The organism is Pseudomonas sp. C2.3V, from assembly GCF_058536325.1.
Genome location: NZ_JBZUBN010000004.1, coordinates 1 through 16,980 on the forward strand (window position 1 = coordinate 1; position 16,980 = coordinate 16,980).

The window sequence follows — 16,980 nt, forward strand, 5'->3', positions numbered from 1 at the left end:
ATGGAACGAGCAATAGCCGATCTAAAAAAAGCAAATCTTTTGACTATTGCCCAGCCTAAACAACTGCAGAGTGATGGAACATGGCGAGGTTTAGCGGCAGTAAAGGCCGTAAATAAATTACTCTTTTCGGCTTTCGGGCTTCATAAGTGGCTTATGCATGAGCGAGAGCGAGCGTCACAACGATTAGCCAAAAAGGCCAAGGAAAATGGAACAAGCCTGACAGGCTGGGCTCGCAATAAATTACTCCTTTCTGGAGCGAAAAAAGCTGTGGGTACAAGGAGCGTAGTCCGCAAGACTACTACCCGCGTTGTCGATCCAACAAAGCTAGCACACATCAGACTAGATCTGCTTATGGCTCTACGGGCTGCTAATCCTGGATGGAGTGCAGCAGAATTAAATGAAGAAACAGACAAGCTTCTGGCTCAACACGGTATCTAAAGCTGATATCGCTTTTCTGTGCCTTTTTTACCTCTAATACCACCCCTCTCCTCCTATCTTCAGTCTTGTTGAAGACCCCATTCAGCTAATTGCCTCTACATCACGTGAGCTGAGCCTGCTCTCGATCGATAAAAGCCTTGTTATAAAGCACCAATTTTATTTAAGTGTCGGATGATTTGATTTTAAGTGTCGCTCCTTAATCAGAAGGCTTTAAACATCAGAAGAAAGGGAAGCTGCGCTCCCTTAAAAACAAAAATGCCTCGGTAAACCGAGAAACTCTTTATCAGCCACTAAAGTGGCTAAAGTGAAACCCATCGGCGTGCAAAGCACGCGGGGTTCCCAAAAAGAAAGCAGTCTTCCAGTCGCTATAAGCCGTACTAGAACACATAAATACTGATACCCCGCGGAACGGCTTTTCGCTCCTTCAGACTGCCGCCTATGGCGAGGCGCAAGCGCCTAGTAATCAGATGAGGGCGCACTCGCCGCTACTAGTCTTTTTAGAAAGCGCTGTGATTGCTCACGTTACGTTTTGTTTGCCAATGCAATGATTATTTGCTACGCCTGCAAAAATGCTTGTAAAAGCTTTATAACGATTTTATGAGGATACCTGCCTGTGAAACCTTGCCAGAGACGCATGTCATCAACATAATCAAGCAATACAAGGTTTCACCCCGTTGGCTACTGGCGGTCATCAGTAGCACCCTGGAGTATTTGGCGATTGATACTCGTTATCTACTTCAAACCCTAAGCGCGCTAAACCTCGGGAGGGGCGTGCGGATTTCTCCCTGGTCTCCCTGCCTTTTCCAGACACGCAGCTGTCAACTCGTGTTCTCCAAGGCATAGATGATAGAAGTTCGAGGTCTACTACTCTTAGGGCCGTACTGGTGTTGCGGCCCCTACTTTTTGCTTCAAAAGCACGCTTTCTGAGAAGTGTCCTGAGCGTATCGAGATACGCTCAGGACACTTCTCAGCCAGGTGTGCATATTCGTGACCGGTCCCGCCGGTAATCAATGGGAGCCGTTTGTACGCGGATGTGTGCCATATCTAACCGATCCAGGCCACGACACGGATTGGGTGTTTATAACAAGCGATACATTCTTCGTTATGAGCATAGGTGGCTCTGCTTTTCAGTAGCTGGCAGCTCTTACTGCCAGCCTTACTTTTTGTCTCCGCCGCCTCTCCTTGCTATTCAATCTTTTTCCAATTCAGCAGAATTTCTAAGTTGACTAACCCCAGCTTAAACGTTAAAAAATGGAGTGTGAATCGCTGTCGTTGACAGCACACGCCCATGTAGCCCTAGTCTTCAAGGCTACGCCATCTTGGGATGGTGACTAAACCCAAGTTCGCTACAGTATCTGGAAGCGCGAACGATCATCGATACCCTCGTTGATAGATACCTACTGCAACACTACCCAATGGGGACCTAGCTCCCCTACGGGCAAGGTCTCCATTCAAAGGAGACTTTATGTCTGATACAAACCCTAGGGAAGGTCTGAAGTAGCCCTGTATTTCCGGTCGACTTCAGCCCTCGCTGCTTTTGAAAGCGGGCCGTCGATCAAAATCGACCAGGTAACCCGCTCAGTTCTCCGTTTTTGGCCGCCGCGAGCACCTCGCAGCAGCCATTTCCCGCATTACAGGCGTACCTCTCCTGCGGTAGTCAGCAAATGTCGGCGCGCCATCCATAGGTTTGACAGCGCGAACAGCGTCACCAGCTGAGCGGTGTTCTTGGCCAGGCCACGGAAGCGCACCTTCACGTAACCGAACTGGCGCTTGATCACTCGAAACGGGTGCTCGACCTTCGCTCGCACTTGTGCCTTGGCCTTCTCGATCTTGCGCTTGGCTTTGTACAGGGCGCTGCGTTTATCGAGCTTCTTGTAGGTGCTGCGGCGTGCTGCGACCTGCCAGATCACTTCGCGGCCAGCATGTTCGGGGCGCTTTTCGACGCCGGTGTAGCCGGCATCGGCGCAGACGACGTTCTCTTCACCATGCAGTAGTTTGTCGACCTGGGTGACATCCGCCACGTTGGCTGCCGTGCCGACCACGCTGTGCACCAGCCCCGACTCGTCATCCACACCGATGTGCGCCTTCATGCCAAAGTAATACTGGTTCCCTTTCTTGCTCTGGTGCATTTCCGGGTCACGCTTGCCGTCCTGGTTCTTGGTCGAGCTGGGCGCGTGGATCAGTGTGGCATCGACGATAGTGCCCTGGCGCAGCGACAGGCCGCGATCCCCCAGGTAGCCATTGATTACGCCGAGGATGCCGGCTGCCAGCTCATGTTTCTCCAGCAAGCGACGGAAGTTGAGGATGGTGGTTTCGTCGGGAATGCGCTCCAGGCTCAGCCCGGCGAACTGACGCAGGATGGTCGTCTCGTAGAGCGCTTCTTCCATGGCCGGGTCGCTGTAGCCGAACCAGTTCTGCATCAGATGGATACGTAACATGGCCATCAGCGGATAGGCTGGACGACCACCTTCACCCTTTGGGTAGTGTGGCTCGATCAGGGCAATCAATCCCTTCCACGGCACCACCTGATCCATCTCGATCAGGAACAATTCCTTACGGGTCTGCTTGCGCTTGCTGGCGTACTCGGCGTCGGCGAAGGTCATCTGCTTCATGGAAAAACTCGGCTGGCGGGATCGGCGTATTTCACCAGATTCGGGAAGTCTTTTTCAGACCTTCCCTAGTTTTACAGCGGGCTACCAATTTGGACTTGTTGCTAAGAAACTGTCATTACGACTGCTTTCAGAAGCACAGACTCACTTCGTTAAATCAATTGTGACTAGTAGTCAGGATGCACAAGAGCCTCCTGTCGATTACGAGCAATTATCTCTTACCCCTGCATTGTCTCGTCGAGGCGTTGATATGAACGCTTGGTATGAAAACAATGTGCTTCACTCTCAGGATTCCCCTTCCTTATCAGATTCCGGGAACTCCCTTCCTCTACCAAAGTATCGATTCAGCTCCCTCGATCCGCTGATCTGATCCTTTCCTAAACCTGTAGTAGTCATGTCCTATATGTGACATGGCTTCTCGCTCTTTGAGTCAAGCTATGAAAAACATCCAACGTAAAGTTGTCGCAGAAGATCTGCGTAAGGTCGGTACGACTGCTCTGGCTGCTGGTATCGTGACTATCTTTGTCACAAACCAGAAGCTTTTAACTGCTTGCGCATTGATTACAGGCGCGGTACTTTGGTTACTAGGAGTATTCCTAACTAAGGAGGAATAATCATGGACCAAACCATGTTTGGAATCGTGGCATTCGCTTTTATACTCATAACTATGGGTGGAGTTGGTATCGCTGCCGGCTGGCCTGACCTAATGCGCGCGAAGAATCGTCTTCTTCACAAGCATTCTTGAACTGATCCAAAACCCCCTTTAAAGAAGGGGGTTTTTTTGCCCCTACTAATTGACTATTTAGTCGACTTTGACCAAACTTAAATGGTATTTCGCTGATGTTGTCAGCAAATGCCCAGGCAGTCACGATCTTTAAGACTGCGACGCTTAGCGTTGATCAACCTAAGTTCGCTTTAGCATTCGGAAGCGCGAACGCTTTTTAGCTCTTGCTGAAAATGAATGCTTATCTAACCCGCGCGGGAAATCACACCCGCACCGGGGCTGTGGTTTACCCTTCATTTATGAGGAGAAATTCCATGGCCCATCAAGCCGAGTCAAAATATTTTGATCTCCACACTACTGGTGTCGGTTATCTCAATCGAATCCGTGAAGTTAAGGTTCGTAAGGGGGCGCCGTTTTTAGCCTGTACCGTGGCTGCACTTCATGGGTCTGCAGACGATGTTGAGTATTCATATATCGACTGTAAGGTTGCGGGTGAAGAGGCTCAAAAACTTGTACGACGCTGTATTCCAGCAGTGGAGGCAGGTAAGAAAGTCCTTATTTCTTTTAGAATTGGGGATATTTGGGCTGATGCATTTACCCATCCAAGAGGCGAGAAACAAGGTCAGCCGGGCGCTAGCCTAAAGGGACGACTTTTGTTTATTGCCTGGATAAAAGTTGATGGTGGTCTTGTGTATGAGGCTGAAAAGCCTTCTTTGAGTCCACAAACGACCGATGCTCAGTCTTCAGAGCCAACCTTAGCTGTAGCTTAATCGTAAGATTAAGTCCGTCTGCTTCACGCAATCTAGTGTTGTGGCCCACAACACCTAACCTACCTTTGCATCTTTCTGATGCTTCAAATAACCCATTGGGGAAACCTTTCCCCATGGGCAAGGTTTCTTCATAAGGAGAAACCTCGTGTCCCGTAAAGTCTTCACTCCCGAGCAAGAGTTACTTCTGTCTCTTCCTGTCTCTCTGACGCACGAAGCTTGGTTCGAAGCTGTGCATATCGAGCATCCTAAAAGCTTTTCTGAGCTTGCTCAGCGATTGGCTTTTACTCTAAAAGCTGGATACCACGAGTTGTGTCAGCAACCTTACTCAAAACCGGTCAAGTTCAGCTTGTACCGTCACTCACCCTCAGGTGATCGTAGCTATAGGTATTTCCTTCAGCTTCAGATAGAGAAAATCGACGCTGATTTTCCATATCTTTTAATCTCGCTCCCTAAAGATGAACGTATTGGAGAAATCCCATGAGTATCGAGGCGCAAAATGACTTTGGACTCATAGCTCACGAGCTGATGGGGGTGAAACTTCAACTACTCATTCTTAAAAGCCGAGCTGGCTTCTATATCGGCACTTTAGATTACGAAGGACCGGTAAGCAGAGAGTCTGAGTACTTTCCTAGCTATAACGCTGCTCTGAATGCATTTGAAACTGGCAGTTGGACTCAACGCCAGTTGTAGCGATACAGACGCCAACCTCACACCAACCCCAATGGAAAACATCCCATTGGGGTGTTTTCCATCATTGGAGAACAAATATGAAAATTGAAACTACACAAGTCGCAGATATGGTGGCTATTAAGCAGAGCGTTGATAGTCTTTTCTCAATCGCTGCGGGTCGGTTCCCCACTTACGAAACCGTGATGCATCGAGCGTTCTGCGGATCAATGCGGAAGGCCTTTCCTAATCAGGCAAGTGAAGAGGGGGCTTACGCTTTTAAGTATGCTAAAGAGCATTACGGTTATCTTACGGACGAGGAAATTGCTGAGGAAGATGCTCGAAATTTTGATGAGGGCATTTGCTCTCACGGACTCGACTTCTGGACATGTCCATGTGGTTGCTTCGAATAAAGTAGTTGTATGGACCGTCAAATCATAGCTGTTCCCAAGCTAGTCCGATAAGCATATCTACACCTTATACCTCCCCCAGTGAGAAATATTTCATTGGGGGTGGTTCTCGTTGATAAGTTTTGTAAATCACGGCTGGGATGAAAGATTGGAAATTGGCGTAGTGGCAAGCCTTTTCAAGGTTGACTCAGGCCGATTAGTGAATTACAAAAGGTATAGGTCTGCTGTCGTTGACAGCAACTTCCCAGTTAGCCATGACCTTTGAGGCTAAGTCACGAAAGTGATGGTCACCTAGAGTGCGCCAAGTATCCGGCAGCGCGCACAATCACGAAAGTGATGGATACATGCTCTTCGACCAGCTCGGTCGGGAACTTCCCTCCCGATCATAAGCATGGAGTCTTTTTGATCTTAGATACCATGTCTTGTTAGTACCTACTTCCAAGTAAGCAACTTACCTTATAGCAATAGCTAAAGTCTCGTGATTTCCCTTAGATCTCGGGCACAACAATGCTGCTGCTGACTGCAAATAACCACTGCGTGGAGATTTCCCACGTAGGGAGTCTCCATCCTGACGGAGGCTCTTGATGATTACCATCTCAGGCCAGCTGGCCATCCGCACTATTGTTGGCCGAAACGGCGATTTCAACGTTGGAAGGTTAACTACCTCGATCGGGGAGTTCGTTGTCAAAGACGCTCAACTCGACCAGTACAATGAGGGTAAATACGACGGCCAATTTGTTATTACTGAAATCAAGCCTTCTAGTTACTCCCACCGGGGACGCTTCGTGATGGAAATCCGAGCGCATCTTGCAGGCATGACGCTTGATGACTTGGACAACCTAACTCAAGAGGATACTGATGATCTGGATGACAGAGAGCGGGATCCGATCGAAGAAGATGTCATACCAACTGAGCCATTGCTTGCTAAACCCACCTTCAACAAACCTAGGCCTAGTTATTCAGACGACACAATGCCGTTTGGGATAGATATGCAAAGGCTGCCGACAAGAAAACCGTCTGATGACGAAGTATTATTCGGCACGCTTTGGCCCCTTGGCTCTGTTGTAAAGATCGATCCTACTGTTAGCCGTCAGCTGATTCGGGATCAATGTAAACGTTTGGGAGAATTGGGCTACGTGCTTGATTTCCGCTTGCAACAGTGGTCGCTCAACAGTGAATCGGAGTTAGGAGGTAACGTATGAGTCAGCTAATCAATACGGCTATCTCATCCGCTGAGATCCTGATGGCTACCGGTGTCCTTCGTGAAGTAGGTTTTGACGACGAGGCGGAGATGTTTAAGGCATCGCTATTTGACAGAAGATTACTACCAGAGGCTTTCCAGGCTTTGGAGGCTCTTGTCAAAAATCACCGGTTCGATGAAAGCCGTTTTGCTACAGAGGCGGCGTTCAGGACGTACCAACGACTACAGAAATTCTGCAGCGTTTAAAAGCCAAATTACACCGATAGCCTTTTTTCGGCTTTCACTCCACCCACATGGGCGACCGCCCATAGGGGAGGGCGCCCTTTCGATATTTTGGAAGGACGCTATGCCCAACCTTTACACCCTGGACGAATGTCCGGATCTCTACATAGATGCGTGCATTTGCGACGAACAACGCGGTTTGGTCTTTATGTCTGCATGGGGGCGCGATACCGCCGTGCAGGAGTTTCTGGCCAGGTTGACGCTGGGCGCGAGCGAAGGTGGTCTCGAGTATTTTCATGTCGTTCAGGATCACCGATCAATACCGGTGTTCGTGGGCAATGTGGACATGCTGGAAAAGCGCACTACCCGCACCTACCGACGAACACTCTTCGGGAGCCTCGTCCATCTGTGGATCTTCGACAAACGAGCTGCTCAGCCTGATATGGCAAACCATTCGGCCTTTGCGCTTCTTCCTCCTGGCGAAGCCATGAGCGAGGAAGCGGTTTGGCCCTTGGTTCTAGAGACGTGTCCGCTTCCGCTGCTTGAACACTGGAAGCGGCACGTGCTGGACCTGCTGATGCAACAGCAAATGCTCGTGCCTTTGCCTGTCTCATTGGGACCAGTCAAAGCGTGGCGATTACACCTCAAGCTGGACGTCTTGGAAGCCGCTCTAAGCGACCTGATTCGTAACGGAACCCTCACCACCAGCGTACAGCGGGCCTAGCTCGCTGTGCCTAATCACATCTGAAGACAGGAGGCTCTTATGGGGCTAATGTTTCCACGTCTGGCACGCAATTTTGCCAAGAACGGTTATTACCCAACTGACGAGGCAACCTTAGAGCGCTCAATCAGCGCCCTTGCACCCTCGACCGGCACGATGCGGATCATTGATCCATGTGCAGGAGAGGGAGTTGCGATAGCAGAAGCAGCACACGCATTGGGCCGCGAAGCAGTACAGGCCTACGCAGTTGAATACGATCGTGAGCGAGCGCAACACACTAGAGGTCTGGTGGACCACGTCCTACAGGGCGATCTATTTGACACGATGATCTCCAGACAGACCTTCGGGCTGCTCTGGTTCAATCCACCATATGGCGACCTGGTCGCAGACCATAGCGGTTCATCGCAGTACCAGGGAAAAGGGCGGCGCCGACTCGAAAAAGCGTTTTACCAGCGGTGCATCCACTTCCTGCAGTACGGCGGTGTGATGGTTTGCATTGTGCCGAACACCTGCCTGGACACAGAGTTTTCAGGGTGGCTGTGCAATCACTTTTCCGAGCTACGGATATTCAAAGCATCTGAGCAGCAGTTTAGGCAGGTCGTCATCTTCGGCGTCCGAACCAAACGCAAGGATCAGGATCGGACGGTTCCCCATGGGGAGCTTAAAGATCACTTTCTAGCGATCGGAACGGGTGAAAAAGAGCCGGAGGAACTGCCAGCTGAATGGACTTTGGAGCCATATACAGTGCCCGCTGCGACAAGGGAACTGGAGCACTTTTATCGAGTAACTCTGGAACCTGAACAGTTCCACGAAGAAACGAGACGGCTCTCTGGGCTGTGGAGTGACTTCAGGTTGCACTTTCACCACCTAGGGGCGCGTCCGCGTCCTCCCGTTCGAGCGTTATCATCGTGGCATTTGGCTTTGGCCTTGGCTGCGGGGGCTATCTCGGGAGTCGTCACCTCCAAGACCGGCAAGGTGCTGGTGTTGAAGGGAAACACTCACAAGGAGAAAACGCGGAAAACTGAGTTCACCGAGAACGAGGATGGCTCTCTTAGCGAGGTTCGGATTCTGACTGACCGCTTTGTTCCGGTGATTCTGGCTTGGGATCTCACGCCTGGATCAGAACACTTGGGCAGGATCATGCGGATCAGTTCGTCGCCCGCAGTAGAGGCGGATTCACAGGAACCAGAATCGAGTCCTGAGGACGAGGTTCAGGCTCTTAGGCTTACAGCAGAGTCCGCCAGGTTTCCTACCGGGCACTTGGTATTCAGCTGTGGTGTTCAGGCTGCGGTTGCTGAGGGTCTGTTCAATCCTGCTCCCTACTTACGCCGGCATTTCGCAGGCGACTGGGGGGAGTTAGACGAATCTGACCGCCGTATGAATGAAACCGCTTTGCACAACGGAGATCGCTTGTTCTCCTCCTATGACATCTATGCCGGCTTGGAAACGCGGCTTTGGATCATTACAGAAGCAGATAGGAGCGCTACCACGCTGTTGTTCCCGTCGGAGTACTAACCAACCCAGCAATCTGCTGCAAACCACCCCTATGGGCCTCTGCAAAGCCCTTAGGGGTCGCGCATGCCCAATTTCTGAGCAAATAATCATGCGTAACGACAACTCTACTAACGGTCCTCGCCCCGGTGACGACGATTTTCACGCCATCATTGCAGCGCTGCGCTACTGGCAGCAGCAGGGAATGTGCGACCCAGTGAATCGCTCTGACGGCATGCACGATCTCGCTACCAACGGTGGCGAGGTTTTGTCATCGCTCGATGATGAAGCTTTCAATAAGCTCGTGGTTAATCTGAGCTTCAGCACCGTGATGGTGGTGCGCGAGGAAGAGAACCAAGCAACCGCTGCGTCTGGCTACTGATCGTATTAAGGAGAACGCTATGAATGATCTATCCAACGCTGCGCTTTCAATCGATCTCAATGATTTCGTCGGTGAGTTTGGCGAAGAGTTACTTGATTCTCTAAACCGATCCAACCCACCGGTTTACACCGGCGTTAGTGATCACAAACGGGCGGCTGTGATGGCCTCCCTCAAACGGCAGGCATTCCCGGCGCAGGCGAGTGTGGTGCAAGCCATTTCCGCTTTGTTGCTGGATCGTGGAGAACAAGCAGGCGTGATCAACGCAGAAATGGGGACAGGTAAGACGATGATGGCCATCGCGGTAGCCGCTGTGCTTTACCGCGAAGGTTTTCGTCGGTCTCTAATCGTCTCGCCTCCGCACCTGGTCTACAAATGGCGTCGGGAGATCCTCGAAACGGTTCCTGATGCCCGTGTCTGGGTTTTGAATGGCCCCGATACGCTCACCAAACTGTTGAAGCTGCGCGAGCAGCTGAGCTGGCCTGATGATGGAAGACAGGAGTTTTTCATTCTCGGCAGGGTTCGCATGCGTATGGGGTTCCACTGGAAGCCTGTCTGCCTTGCGAAGAAGGTAAAAGGCCTAGCAGTTGCGCAGTGTCCTCGCTGTTTCTCCAAGCTCACTGATGATGAGGGCAACTATCGGACGATTGAGCAGATCCAGCTCGATGAGCGTCGGCAGAACTGCCCTCACTGCGGAGAGAGGCTATGGACGTTGATGCGTCCTGGTAAGCCGGAAGGCAGTAATCGGCGCTCTGTGATTCTCAAGTCCATGTGTCGCATACCGACTATCGGTCCCGTAAAGGCTGAGCAGTTGGTAGGCCAATTCGGGGAGGAGTTTCTTGCCTCGATGCTGGCAGACAACGTCCACGAGTTCATCAACCTGATGGATCGCGACGGCAATTTCGTCTTCAGCGACAAGCAGGCGAAGCGCATGGAGCGAGCAATGGCAAACATCGAGTTCGGCCTGGGCGAGGGCGGTTACCAACCGACCGAGTTCATTAAGCGTTATCTGCCGGATCACACGTTTGATCTGCTGATCGTGGATGAGGGCCATGAGTACAAAAATGCTGGTACTGCGCAAGGCCAAGCGATGGGAGTCCTGGCAGCAAAAGCGCGCAAGACGTTGCTGCTCACGGGCACGTTAATGGGAGGCTATGCCGATGACCTGTTCTATCTGCTGTTCAGGATCCTTTCGAGGCGAATGATTGAAGACGGGTATAGGCCCAACGAGCGGGGAAGTCTTGCGCCGGCGGCTATGGCATTCATGCGTGAGCATGGAGTGCTAAAGGACATCTACACCGAGAAGGACTCGCGGTCGCACAAAACTGCTCGTGGGAAAGCTGTGAATGTGAGGTCTGTAAAGGCGCCAGGGTTCGGGCCGAAAGGGATTTTGCGGTACGTGTTGCCATTCACCGTTTTCCTGAAGCTCAAGGACATCGGTGGAAACGTGCTGCCAACCTACACGGAGGAATTCGTGGAAGTCGACATGGACGATGAGCAAGCCGCGGCGTATACCCGGCTAGCTGCAGCGCTCACGGCTGAACTGAGGCAAGCGCTTGCCCGTAGGGATACAACGCTGTTAGGAGTCGTTCTGAACGTCCTGCTTGCTTGGCCCGATTGCTGTTTCCGGGCCGAAACAGTGAAGCATCCTCGATCCAAGGCTCTGTTGGCTTTCGTGCCAACAATATTTCCCGAGACAGTGCTGATGCCCAAGGAGCGAAAGCTGCTTGAGCTATGTAAGCAGGAGAAAGCCAAGGGACGGAAGGTGCTGGTCTATTCGGTCTATACCGGAACGCGTGATACGACGTCGCGATTGAAGACCATCCTAGAGCAGGGAGGGTTGAAGGTCGCAGTGCTGCGCGCTTCGGTTGAGACGGCTCGCCGTGAGGACTGGATCTTAGACCAGGTAGATAAAGGTGTGGAGGTGCTAATTACTAATCCAGAGCTGGTAAAAACTGGCCTTGATCTACTGGACTTTCCAACGATTGTTTTCCTGCAGACAGGCTACAACGTCTACACATTGCAGCAAGCTGCCCGTCGCTCTTGGCGTATTGGGGGTCGCCTCAGAAAACGGAAAATAAAGCACGCTAAGCCGGTTGCAGCGGTCGTAGCGGCCTGAACTTGCCCGCGCCGATCTTGGCGCTGCTGCGCCAGAGGTAATCGCCGGTGAGGTTGATGTGCTCCCAACCGAGCGGCGACAGGTACTGCAACAGCGCGTCATCAACGGCATGGCCGTTGCCACGCAGCGCGTGCGCAGCCCGTTCCAGATAGACCGTGTTCCACAACACGACGGCAGCCGTTACCAGATTGAGGCCGCTAGCCCGGTAGCGCTGCTGCTCGAAACTGCGGTCGCGGATTTCACCCAGGCGGTTGAAAAACACTGCCCTGGCCAGCGCATTGCGCGCCTCGCCCTTGTTCAGGCCGGCATGCACGCGGCGGCGCAGTTCCACGCTTTGCAGCCAGTCCAGGATGAACAGCGTGCGCTCGATGCGGCCCAGCTCGCGGAGCGCCACGGCCAGGCCGTTCTGGCGTGGGTAGCTGCCGAGCTTTCGGAGCATCAGGGAGGCCGTCACCGTGCCCTGCTTGATCGAGGTGGCCAGCCGCAGGATTTCGTCCCAATGGGCGCGGACGTGCTTGATGTTGAGCGTGCCGCCGATCATGGGTTTCAGCGCGTCATAGGCGGCGTCGCCCTTCGGGATGTAGAGCTTGGTGTCGCCCAGGTCGCGGATGCGCGGCGCGAAGCGGAAGCCCAGGAGGTGCATCAGGGCGAAGACGTGATCGGTGAAGCCCGCCGTGTCGGTGTAATGCTCCTCGATCCGCAAGTCGGACTCGTGGTACAGCAGGCCGTCGAGCACGTAGGTCGAATCGCGCACGCCGACGTTCACGACCTTGGTGTGAAATGGCGCGTACTGGTCAGAAATGTGGGTGTAGAACGTCCGCCCTGGGCTGCTCCCGTATTTCGGGTTGATGTGGCCGGTGCTCTCGGCCTTGCTGCCGGTGCGGAAGTTCTGGCCGTCCGACGATGAGGTGGTGCCGTCGCCCCAGTGCTCGGCGAAGGGATGGCGGAACTGTGCGTTGACCAGATCGGCCAGCGCCGCCCCGTAGGTTTCGTCGCGGATGTGCCAGGCTTGCAGCCAAGCCAGCTTGGCGTAGGTCGTGCCGGGGCAAGACTCCGCCATCTTGGTCAGGCCCAGGTTGATCGCGTCGGCGAGGATCGTGGTCAGCAACAGGTTCTTGTCTTTGGCCGGGTCGCCCGATTTCAGATGCGCGAAATGCCGAGTGAAGCCCGTCCATTCGTCCACCTCCAGCAGCAGTTCGGTGATCTTGACGTGCGGCAGGATCATTGCCGTCTGGTCGATCAGCGCTTGGGCGGTGTCGGGTACCGCCGCGTCGAGCGGCGTGATCTTCAAGCCTGACTCGGTGATGATGGCGTCCGGCAGCTCGTTGGCCGTCGCCATACGGTTGACGGTGGCAAGCTGTGTTTCCAGCAGCGTCAGCCGGTCGTTCAGGTACCGGTTGCAGTCGGTGGCCACGGCCAGCGGCAATTCGCTGGCCTGCTTGAGGCTGGCGAATTTCGCGGGCGGCACCAGGTAGTCCTCGAAGTCCTTGAACTGGCGCGACCCCTGCACCCAGATGTCGCCGGAACGCAACGCGTTCTTCATCTCCGACAGCGCGCACAGTTCGTAGTAGCGCCGGTCGATGCCGGTGTCGGTCATGACCAGCTTCTGCCAGCGCGGCTTGATGAACTCGGTCGGCGCGTCGGCGGGCACCTTGCGGGCGTTGTCGCTGTTCATGCCGCGCAGCACCTCGATGGCGTCGAGCACGTCCTTCGCGGCGGGAGCGGCCCGCAGCTTGAGCACGGCAAGGAATTCCGGCGCGTAGCGGCGCAGCGTGGCGTAGCTTTCGCCGATGCGGTGCAGGAAATCGAAGTCCTCGGGCTGCGCAAGCTTCTGCGCTTCGGTGACGCTCTCGGCGAAGGCATCCCAGGACATGACGGCCTCGATGGCGGCGAACGGATCGCGGCCCGCCTGCTTGGCCTCGATCAGCGCCTGGCCGATGCGGCCGAACAACCGCACCTTGGCGTTGATCGCCTTGCCGGACGCCTGGAATTGCTGCTGATGCTTGTTCTTGGCGGCGTTGAACAGCTTGCCCAGGATGCGGTCGTGCAGGTCGATGATTTCGTCGGTGACGGTGGCCATGCCCTCGATGGCAAGCGCCACCAGGGTGGCATAGCGTCGCTGCGCCTCGAACTTGGCCAGGTCGGCGGGCGTCATCTGGCCACCCTCACGGGCGATCTTGAGCAGGCGGTTCTGGTGCACCGACCGCTCGATGCCAGAAGGCAGGTCGAGCGCCTGCCACGCTTTGAGGCGTTCGATGTGTTCCAGCATGTGCCGCGAATTCGGTTTGACGGGCGATTGGCGCAGCCAGGCCAGCCAGGTCGTTTTGCCGTTGTCCCGACGCTTGAGCAGATCGTCGAGGCGGCGGCGATGCGCGTCCGACAGCGGTTCGGCCAAGGCATCGTAGATGCGCCGGTTGGCGCGGGTGATTGCTTCGGCGCTCGCCCGCTCGACGGCGTTGAGGGCAGGCAGAATGACCGACTGCTGCCGCAGGTGCTCGATCAAGGTGCTGGCCAGCACGATGCCCTTGTCGGTCTGCAAGGCCATCTCGGTCAGCAACTGGACGGCCTGCCGGTAGTGGCCCATGGTAAAGGGCTGGAAGCCGAACACCGTTTGCAGTTCGACCAGGTGCTCGCGCCGGGTCTGCTCCCGCTGCCCGTATTCGTCCCAGCTTTCGACGCTGACCTTGAGCTGGTCGGCGACCAGTTTCAACAAGGGCGGAAACGGCGGCTCATCGACGCCCAGGATGACACCAGGAAAGCGCAGGTAACAGAGCTGCACGGCGAAGCCCAGCCGGTTGGCCGGGCCGCGCCGCTGCCGGATGATGGAGAGGTCGGTTTCGCTGAACGTGTAGTGACGGATCAACTCATCCTTGGTGTCCGGCAACGCCAGCAGGCTTTCGCGCTCGGCGGCGGACAGGATTGAACGACGTGGCATATTTACTGATCCGTTCTCAAGTATTGATACAGGGTTTCGCGACTGATTCCGAATTCACGAGCCAGCTTGGTCTTTTGCTCGCCAGCCTCGACACGTTGGCGCAGTTCGGCAATACGCTCAGACGACAGGGATTTCTTCCTGCCACGGTAGGCCCCGCGCTGCTTGGCGAGCGCGATGCCCTCGCGCTGCCGCTCGCGGATCAAGGCGCGTTCGAACTCGGCGAACGCGCCCATTACCGACAGCATCAGGTTCGCCATCGGCGAGTCCTCGCCGGTGAAGGTCAAATGCTCCTTAAGGAACTCGATGCGTACGCCGCGCTGGGTGAGGCCCTGCACCAGGCGGCGCAGGTCGTCGAGGTTGCGCGCCAGACGATCCATGCTGTGCACCACGACCGTGTCGCCTTCGCGCACGAAGGCGAGCAGCCGTTCCAGTTCGGGCCGCCGTGTGTCCTTGCCCGACGCCTTGTCGGTGAACACTTTATCCACCTGGATCTGTTCGAGCTGCCGTTCTGGGTTCTGGTCGAAGCTGCTGACGCGGACGTAACCGATGCGCTGACCGTGCAAGGTATCCTCCTGAGGGAAATGTGTCAGGAAGAAATCTATGACCCTTGACGGCGTATGTCAATCAATTCGGAAGGCAACTCTATTCTGACGATTTAGCGCCGGATGGTCTGACGCCAAGTTAGGGTATGCCTCAATCTGACGGTAGCGAGTCGCAGGCGTTCGGATCGGCATCGGTTTCGTTCCCTGTCTTGGCACGCGCTTCGAAGCGTTGATAACACTCCAACCCGCAGAAGTGCTCGACGTATTCCGCGCCTTCCGGGGTGAAGGCGGCATCGAGCGGGATTTCCTTGCAGCACACGCAGCAACTGGTGGTGGTCGAGTCACTTGCATTCATGGTGGCACCCCTCCATTGACTGACGAAGACGGCGAATGCCGCCGCCGGCATTGGCTTCGCGAACAGGAAGCCTTGTCCTGTGTCGCAGTCCGCTTGTCGCAATAGATCAAGACTCGCCGATGTTTCCACGCCTTCAGCCACCACATCCATGCCCAGCCCGTGCGCAAGCTGAATCACGGTGTGCACGATGGTTTGGTCGCGGCGGTCGTTGGCGAGCCCGGCGACAAACGATTGGTCGATCTTGAGCGTGCTGATTGGGCAGCACTTCAGATGTTGCAGACAGGAATACCCCGTCCCGAAGTCATCGGCGGCGAAGCGCACACCGATCTGCCGCAAGGCGTCCAGGGCGGGGAAGATCGCCGGATCACCAAACGCGACCGATTCGGTCAGCTCGATTTCGAGATACTCGGCGGGCAACTCGGCATCAGCCAGCACGCCCTTTACCCACCCGTCGAAGTCCGGTCCCACTTGGCTCGCCGAAACATTGACGGCCAGCCGGAACGGTCGCCATGCCAGCATTCGCCAGTCACGCATCTGGCGGCAGGCTTCGCCCAGCACCCAAGCGCCGATTTCAGGCATCAGGCCGGACGATTCGACCACGGGCAGGAACTGGCCCGGTGGCAATAGTCCAAGCGTCGGATGACGCCAGCGCAACAGGGCTTCCGCGCCGACAATCCCACCACTGCGCAGATCGACGACGGGCTGGTAGTGCAGTTCAAGCTGCCCGCGCTCGACCGCTTGGGCCAGTTCCGGCGTCGTCCATCCATCCGGCCGGAAAGCGCTCATTCTCTTTCCCTGAATGCCCGCAACGCCCGCGACAGGGACAGAAGGAACAGGCCGGTCAAACCGAGCGCCGCGATGACCCAATGCTCGCCGAGGAAAGCACCGGCGGTTGTGCCGGCCAGCACGACAGCGAGGATGGGCAGGTGGCAGGGGCAAGTCAGCACAGCCAGTCCGCCCCACAGGTAGCCGGTGATCGGTTTGTGCGTCTCGGACGGCAAGCGCTCGGGGTTGTTCATGGCAGACTCTCCGCGTGCTGTGCCGGCTCGGTCGGCAGGGTGGCCAACTGCACTTCCAGATCGGCCAACGCTTCGCGCCGACGCTCGACGAACTGACGCAGCAGGGCAAGCTGCGCGGCCGCTTCGTCGCCGTCCGCCGCATCCAGCGCCCGGCACAGCCGCGCCAGCGCGTCGAGGCCGATGCCCGCCTCGAAGGCCGCCCGCACGAAGCACAGCCGTTGCAAGGCGGCGTCATCGAACAAGCCGTAGCCGCCTGGTGTGCACGCCACCGGGCGCAGCAATCCGCGCAGCAGGTAGTCGCGCACGATATGCACGCTCACCCCGGCATCAAGAGCCAGCCGGGACACCGTGTAGGCGTTCATTGAACACCTCCTTTTTC

Annotated in this window: 18 protein-coding genes and 1 pseudogene; 13 read left to right on the forward strand and 6 right to left on the reverse strand. The window is 55.3% G+C overall.

All coding sequences use genetic code 11. The annotated features are described in order from the left end of the window. Window positions 1-438: hypothetical protein (locus tag AC4LF3_RS24255; RefSeq protein WP_112297561.1), on the forward strand; the 438-nt coding region annotated here is incomplete at its 5' end. A gap of 1,631 nt (window positions 439-2,069) precedes the next feature. Here AC4LF3_RS24255 and AC4LF3_RS24260 read toward each other — a convergent pair. Beyond that, window positions 2,070-3,050 (reverse strand): IS5-like element ISPa16 family transposase, encoded by a 981-nt coding sequence (locus tag AC4LF3_RS24260; protein WP_112297562.1) that lies wholly within the window; start codon window positions 3,048-3,050, stop codon window positions 2,070-2,072. On the opposite strand from AC4LF3_RS24260, the gene AC4LF3_RS24265 reads away from it, so the two are divergent. The 12 genes and pseudogenes from AC4LF3_RS24265 to AC4LF3_RS24320 form a co-directional block, all read left to right on the forward strand. Then, complete coding sequence (locus AC4LF3_RS24265; protein ID WP_146766029.1) at window positions 3,049-3,417, forward strand: phospholipase D-like domain-containing protein; 369 nt, start codon at window positions 3,049-3,051, stop codon at window positions 3,415-3,417. The genes AC4LF3_RS24260 and AC4LF3_RS24265 overlap by 2 nt on opposite strands. A 67-nt stretch (window positions 3,418-3,484) precedes the next feature. Then, window positions 3,485-3,661, forward strand: coding sequence for a hypothetical protein (locus AC4LF3_RS24270; protein ID WP_181591829.1), 177 nt, complete (start codon window positions 3,485-3,487; stop codon window positions 3,659-3,661). Window positions 3,662-4,070: 409 nt separating this feature from the next. Continuing rightward, complete coding sequence (locus tag AC4LF3_RS24275) at window positions 4,071-4,541, forward strand: STY4534 family ICE replication protein (protein WP_404628443.1); 471 nt, start codon at window positions 4,071-4,073, stop codon at window positions 4,539-4,541. A 145-nt stretch (window positions 4,542-4,686) separates the two neighbouring features. After that, window positions 4,687-5,022 carry a hypothetical protein gene (locus AC4LF3_RS24280; protein ID WP_112297564.1) on the forward strand — a complete coding sequence of 112 codons (336 nt, stop codon included), beginning with the start codon at window positions 4,687-4,689 and terminating at the stop codon, window positions 5,020-5,022. Next, window positions 5,019-5,231: a hypothetical protein gene (locus AC4LF3_RS24285; protein ID WP_112297565.1), complete on the forward strand. Its 213-nt coding sequence runs from the start codon at window positions 5,019-5,021 to the stop codon at window positions 5,229-5,231. Before AC4LF3_RS24280 ends, AC4LF3_RS24285 begins: the two co-directional genes overlap by 4 nt. 77 nt (window positions 5,232-5,308) lie before the next feature. Continuing rightward, window positions 5,309-5,620, forward strand: coding sequence for a hypothetical protein (locus tag AC4LF3_RS24290; RefSeq protein WP_112297566.1), 312 nt, complete (start codon window positions 5,309-5,311; stop codon window positions 5,618-5,620). Window positions 5,621-6,201: 581 nt separating this feature from the next. After that, the gene (locus tag AC4LF3_RS24295) at window positions 6,202-6,819 is read left to right on the forward strand and encodes a DUF3275 family protein (RefSeq protein WP_112297567.1); all 618 of its coding nucleotides are present in this window, start codon (window positions 6,202-6,204) and stop codon (window positions 6,817-6,819) included. Next, window positions 6,816-7,064 (forward strand): hypothetical protein, encoded by a 249-nt coding sequence (locus AC4LF3_RS24300; protein ID WP_112297568.1) that lies wholly within the window; start codon window positions 6,816-6,818, stop codon window positions 7,062-7,064. The genes AC4LF3_RS24295 and AC4LF3_RS24300 overlap by 4 nt, the downstream gene beginning before the upstream one ends. Before the next feature lie 100 nt (window positions 7,065-7,164). Then, window positions 7,165-7,764: a hypothetical protein gene (locus AC4LF3_RS24305; protein ID WP_112297569.1), complete on the forward strand. Its 600-nt coding sequence runs from the start codon at window positions 7,165-7,167 to the stop codon at window positions 7,762-7,764. A 39-nt stretch (window positions 7,765-7,803) separates the two neighbouring features. Then, window positions 7,804-9,276, forward strand: coding sequence for a DUF6094 domain-containing protein (locus tag AC4LF3_RS24310; protein WP_112297570.1), 1,473 nt, complete (start codon window positions 7,804-7,806; stop codon window positions 9,274-9,276). Window positions 9,277-9,364: 88 nt separating this feature from the next. Then, window positions 9,365-9,634 (forward strand): hypothetical protein, encoded by a 270-nt coding sequence (locus AC4LF3_RS24315; protein WP_112297571.1) that lies wholly within the window; start codon window positions 9,365-9,367, stop codon window positions 9,632-9,634. Between the two features lie 19 nt (window positions 9,635-9,653). Continuing rightward, window positions 9,654-11,711, forward strand: a pseudogene (locus AC4LF3_RS24320) (SNF2-related protein); the annotation flags it as partial. Between the two features lie 7 nt (window positions 11,712-11,718). Here the strand turns inward: AC4LF3_RS24320 and AC4LF3_RS24325 are convergent. The 5 genes from AC4LF3_RS24325 to merD form a co-directional block, all read right to left on the reverse strand. After that, on the reverse strand, window positions 11,719-14,685 hold the full coding sequence (locus tag AC4LF3_RS24325; RefSeq protein ID WP_001138070.1) for a Tn3 family transposase: 2,967 nt from the start codon (window positions 14,683-14,685) through the stop codon (window positions 11,719-11,721). 2 nt (window positions 14,686-14,687) lie between these two features. Beyond that, complete coding sequence (locus AC4LF3_RS24330) at window positions 14,688-15,248, reverse strand: recombinase family protein (protein ID WP_003124096.1); 561 nt, start codon at window positions 15,246-15,248, stop codon at window positions 14,688-14,690. Between the two features lie 130 nt (window positions 15,249-15,378). Next, window positions 15,379-16,368 carry a DUF3330 domain-containing protein gene (locus AC4LF3_RS24335; RefSeq protein ID WP_003132006.1) on the reverse strand — a complete coding sequence of 330 codons (990 nt, stop codon included), beginning with the start codon at window positions 16,366-16,368 and terminating at the stop codon, window positions 15,379-15,381. After that, entirely contained in the window at window positions 16,365-16,601 is a 237-nt protein-coding gene (gene merE, locus AC4LF3_RS24340; RefSeq protein ID WP_003132004.1) for a broad-spectrum mercury transporter MerE, read from the reverse strand. Before merE ends, AC4LF3_RS24335 begins: the two co-directional genes overlap by 4 nt. Continuing rightward, complete coding sequence (merD, locus tag AC4LF3_RS24345; protein ID WP_000995360.1) at window positions 16,598-16,963, reverse strand: mercury resistance co-regulator MerD; 366 nt, start codon at window positions 16,961-16,963, stop codon at window positions 16,598-16,600. The genes merE and merD overlap by 4 nt, the downstream gene beginning before the upstream one ends. Window positions 16,964-16,980: the final 17 nt, after the last annotated feature.

Bases quoted from the DNA above. Each gene is read 5' to 3' on its own strand.
- AC4LF3_RS24265 (WP_146766029.1), top strand. From the start codon at position 3,049: ATGGAAAAACTCGGCTGGCGGGATCGGCGTATTTCACCAGATTCGGGA.
- AC4LF3_RS24260 (WP_112297562.1), bottom strand. From the start codon at position 3,050: ATGAAGCAGATGACCTTCGCCGACGCCGAGTACGCCAGCAAGCGCAAG.
- AC4LF3_RS24270 (WP_181591829.1), top strand. From the start codon at position 3,485: ATGAAAAACATCCAACGTAAAGTTGTCGCAGAAGATCTGCGTAAGGTC.
- AC4LF3_RS24275 (WP_404628443.1), top strand. From the start codon at position 4,071: ATGAGGAGAAATTCCATGGCCCATCAAGCCGAGTCAAAATATTTTGAT.
- AC4LF3_RS24285 (WP_112297565.1), top strand. From the start codon at position 5,019: ATGAGTATCGAGGCGCAAAATGACTTTGGACTCATAGCTCACGAGCTG.
- AC4LF3_RS24290 (WP_112297566.1), top strand. From the start codon at position 5,309: ATGAAAATTGAAACTACACAAGTCGCAGATATGGTGGCTATTAAGCAG.
- AC4LF3_RS24295 (WP_112297567.1), top strand. From the start codon at position 6,202: ATGATTACCATCTCAGGCCAGCTGGCCATCCGCACTATTGTTGGCCGA.
- AC4LF3_RS24300 (WP_112297568.1), top strand. From the start codon at position 6,816: ATGAGTCAGCTAATCAATACGGCTATCTCATCCGCTGAGATCCTGATG.
- AC4LF3_RS24305 (WP_112297569.1), top strand. From the start codon at position 7,165: ATGCCCAACCTTTACACCCTGGACGAATGTCCGGATCTCTACATAGAT.
- AC4LF3_RS24310 (WP_112297570.1), top strand. From the start codon at position 7,804: ATGGGGCTAATGTTTCCACGTCTGGCACGCAATTTTGCCAAGAACGGT.
- AC4LF3_RS24315 (WP_112297571.1), top strand. From the start codon at position 9,365: ATGCGTAACGACAACTCTACTAACGGTCCTCGCCCCGGTGACGACGAT.
- AC4LF3_RS24325 (WP_001138070.1), bottom strand. From the start codon at position 14,685: ATGCCACGTCGTTCAATCCTGTCCGCCGCCGAGCGCGAAAGCCTGCTG.
- AC4LF3_RS24335 (WP_003132006.1), bottom strand. From the start codon at position 16,368: ATGAGCGCTTTCCGGCCGGATGGATGGACGACGCCGGAACTGGCCCAA.
- merE (WP_003132004.1), bottom strand. From the start codon at position 16,601: ATGAACAACCCCGAGCGCTTGCCGTCCGAGACGCACAAACCGATCACC.
- merD (WP_000995360.1), bottom strand. From the start codon at position 16,963: ATGAACGCCTACACGGTGTCCCGGCTGGCTCTTGATGCCGGGGTGAGC.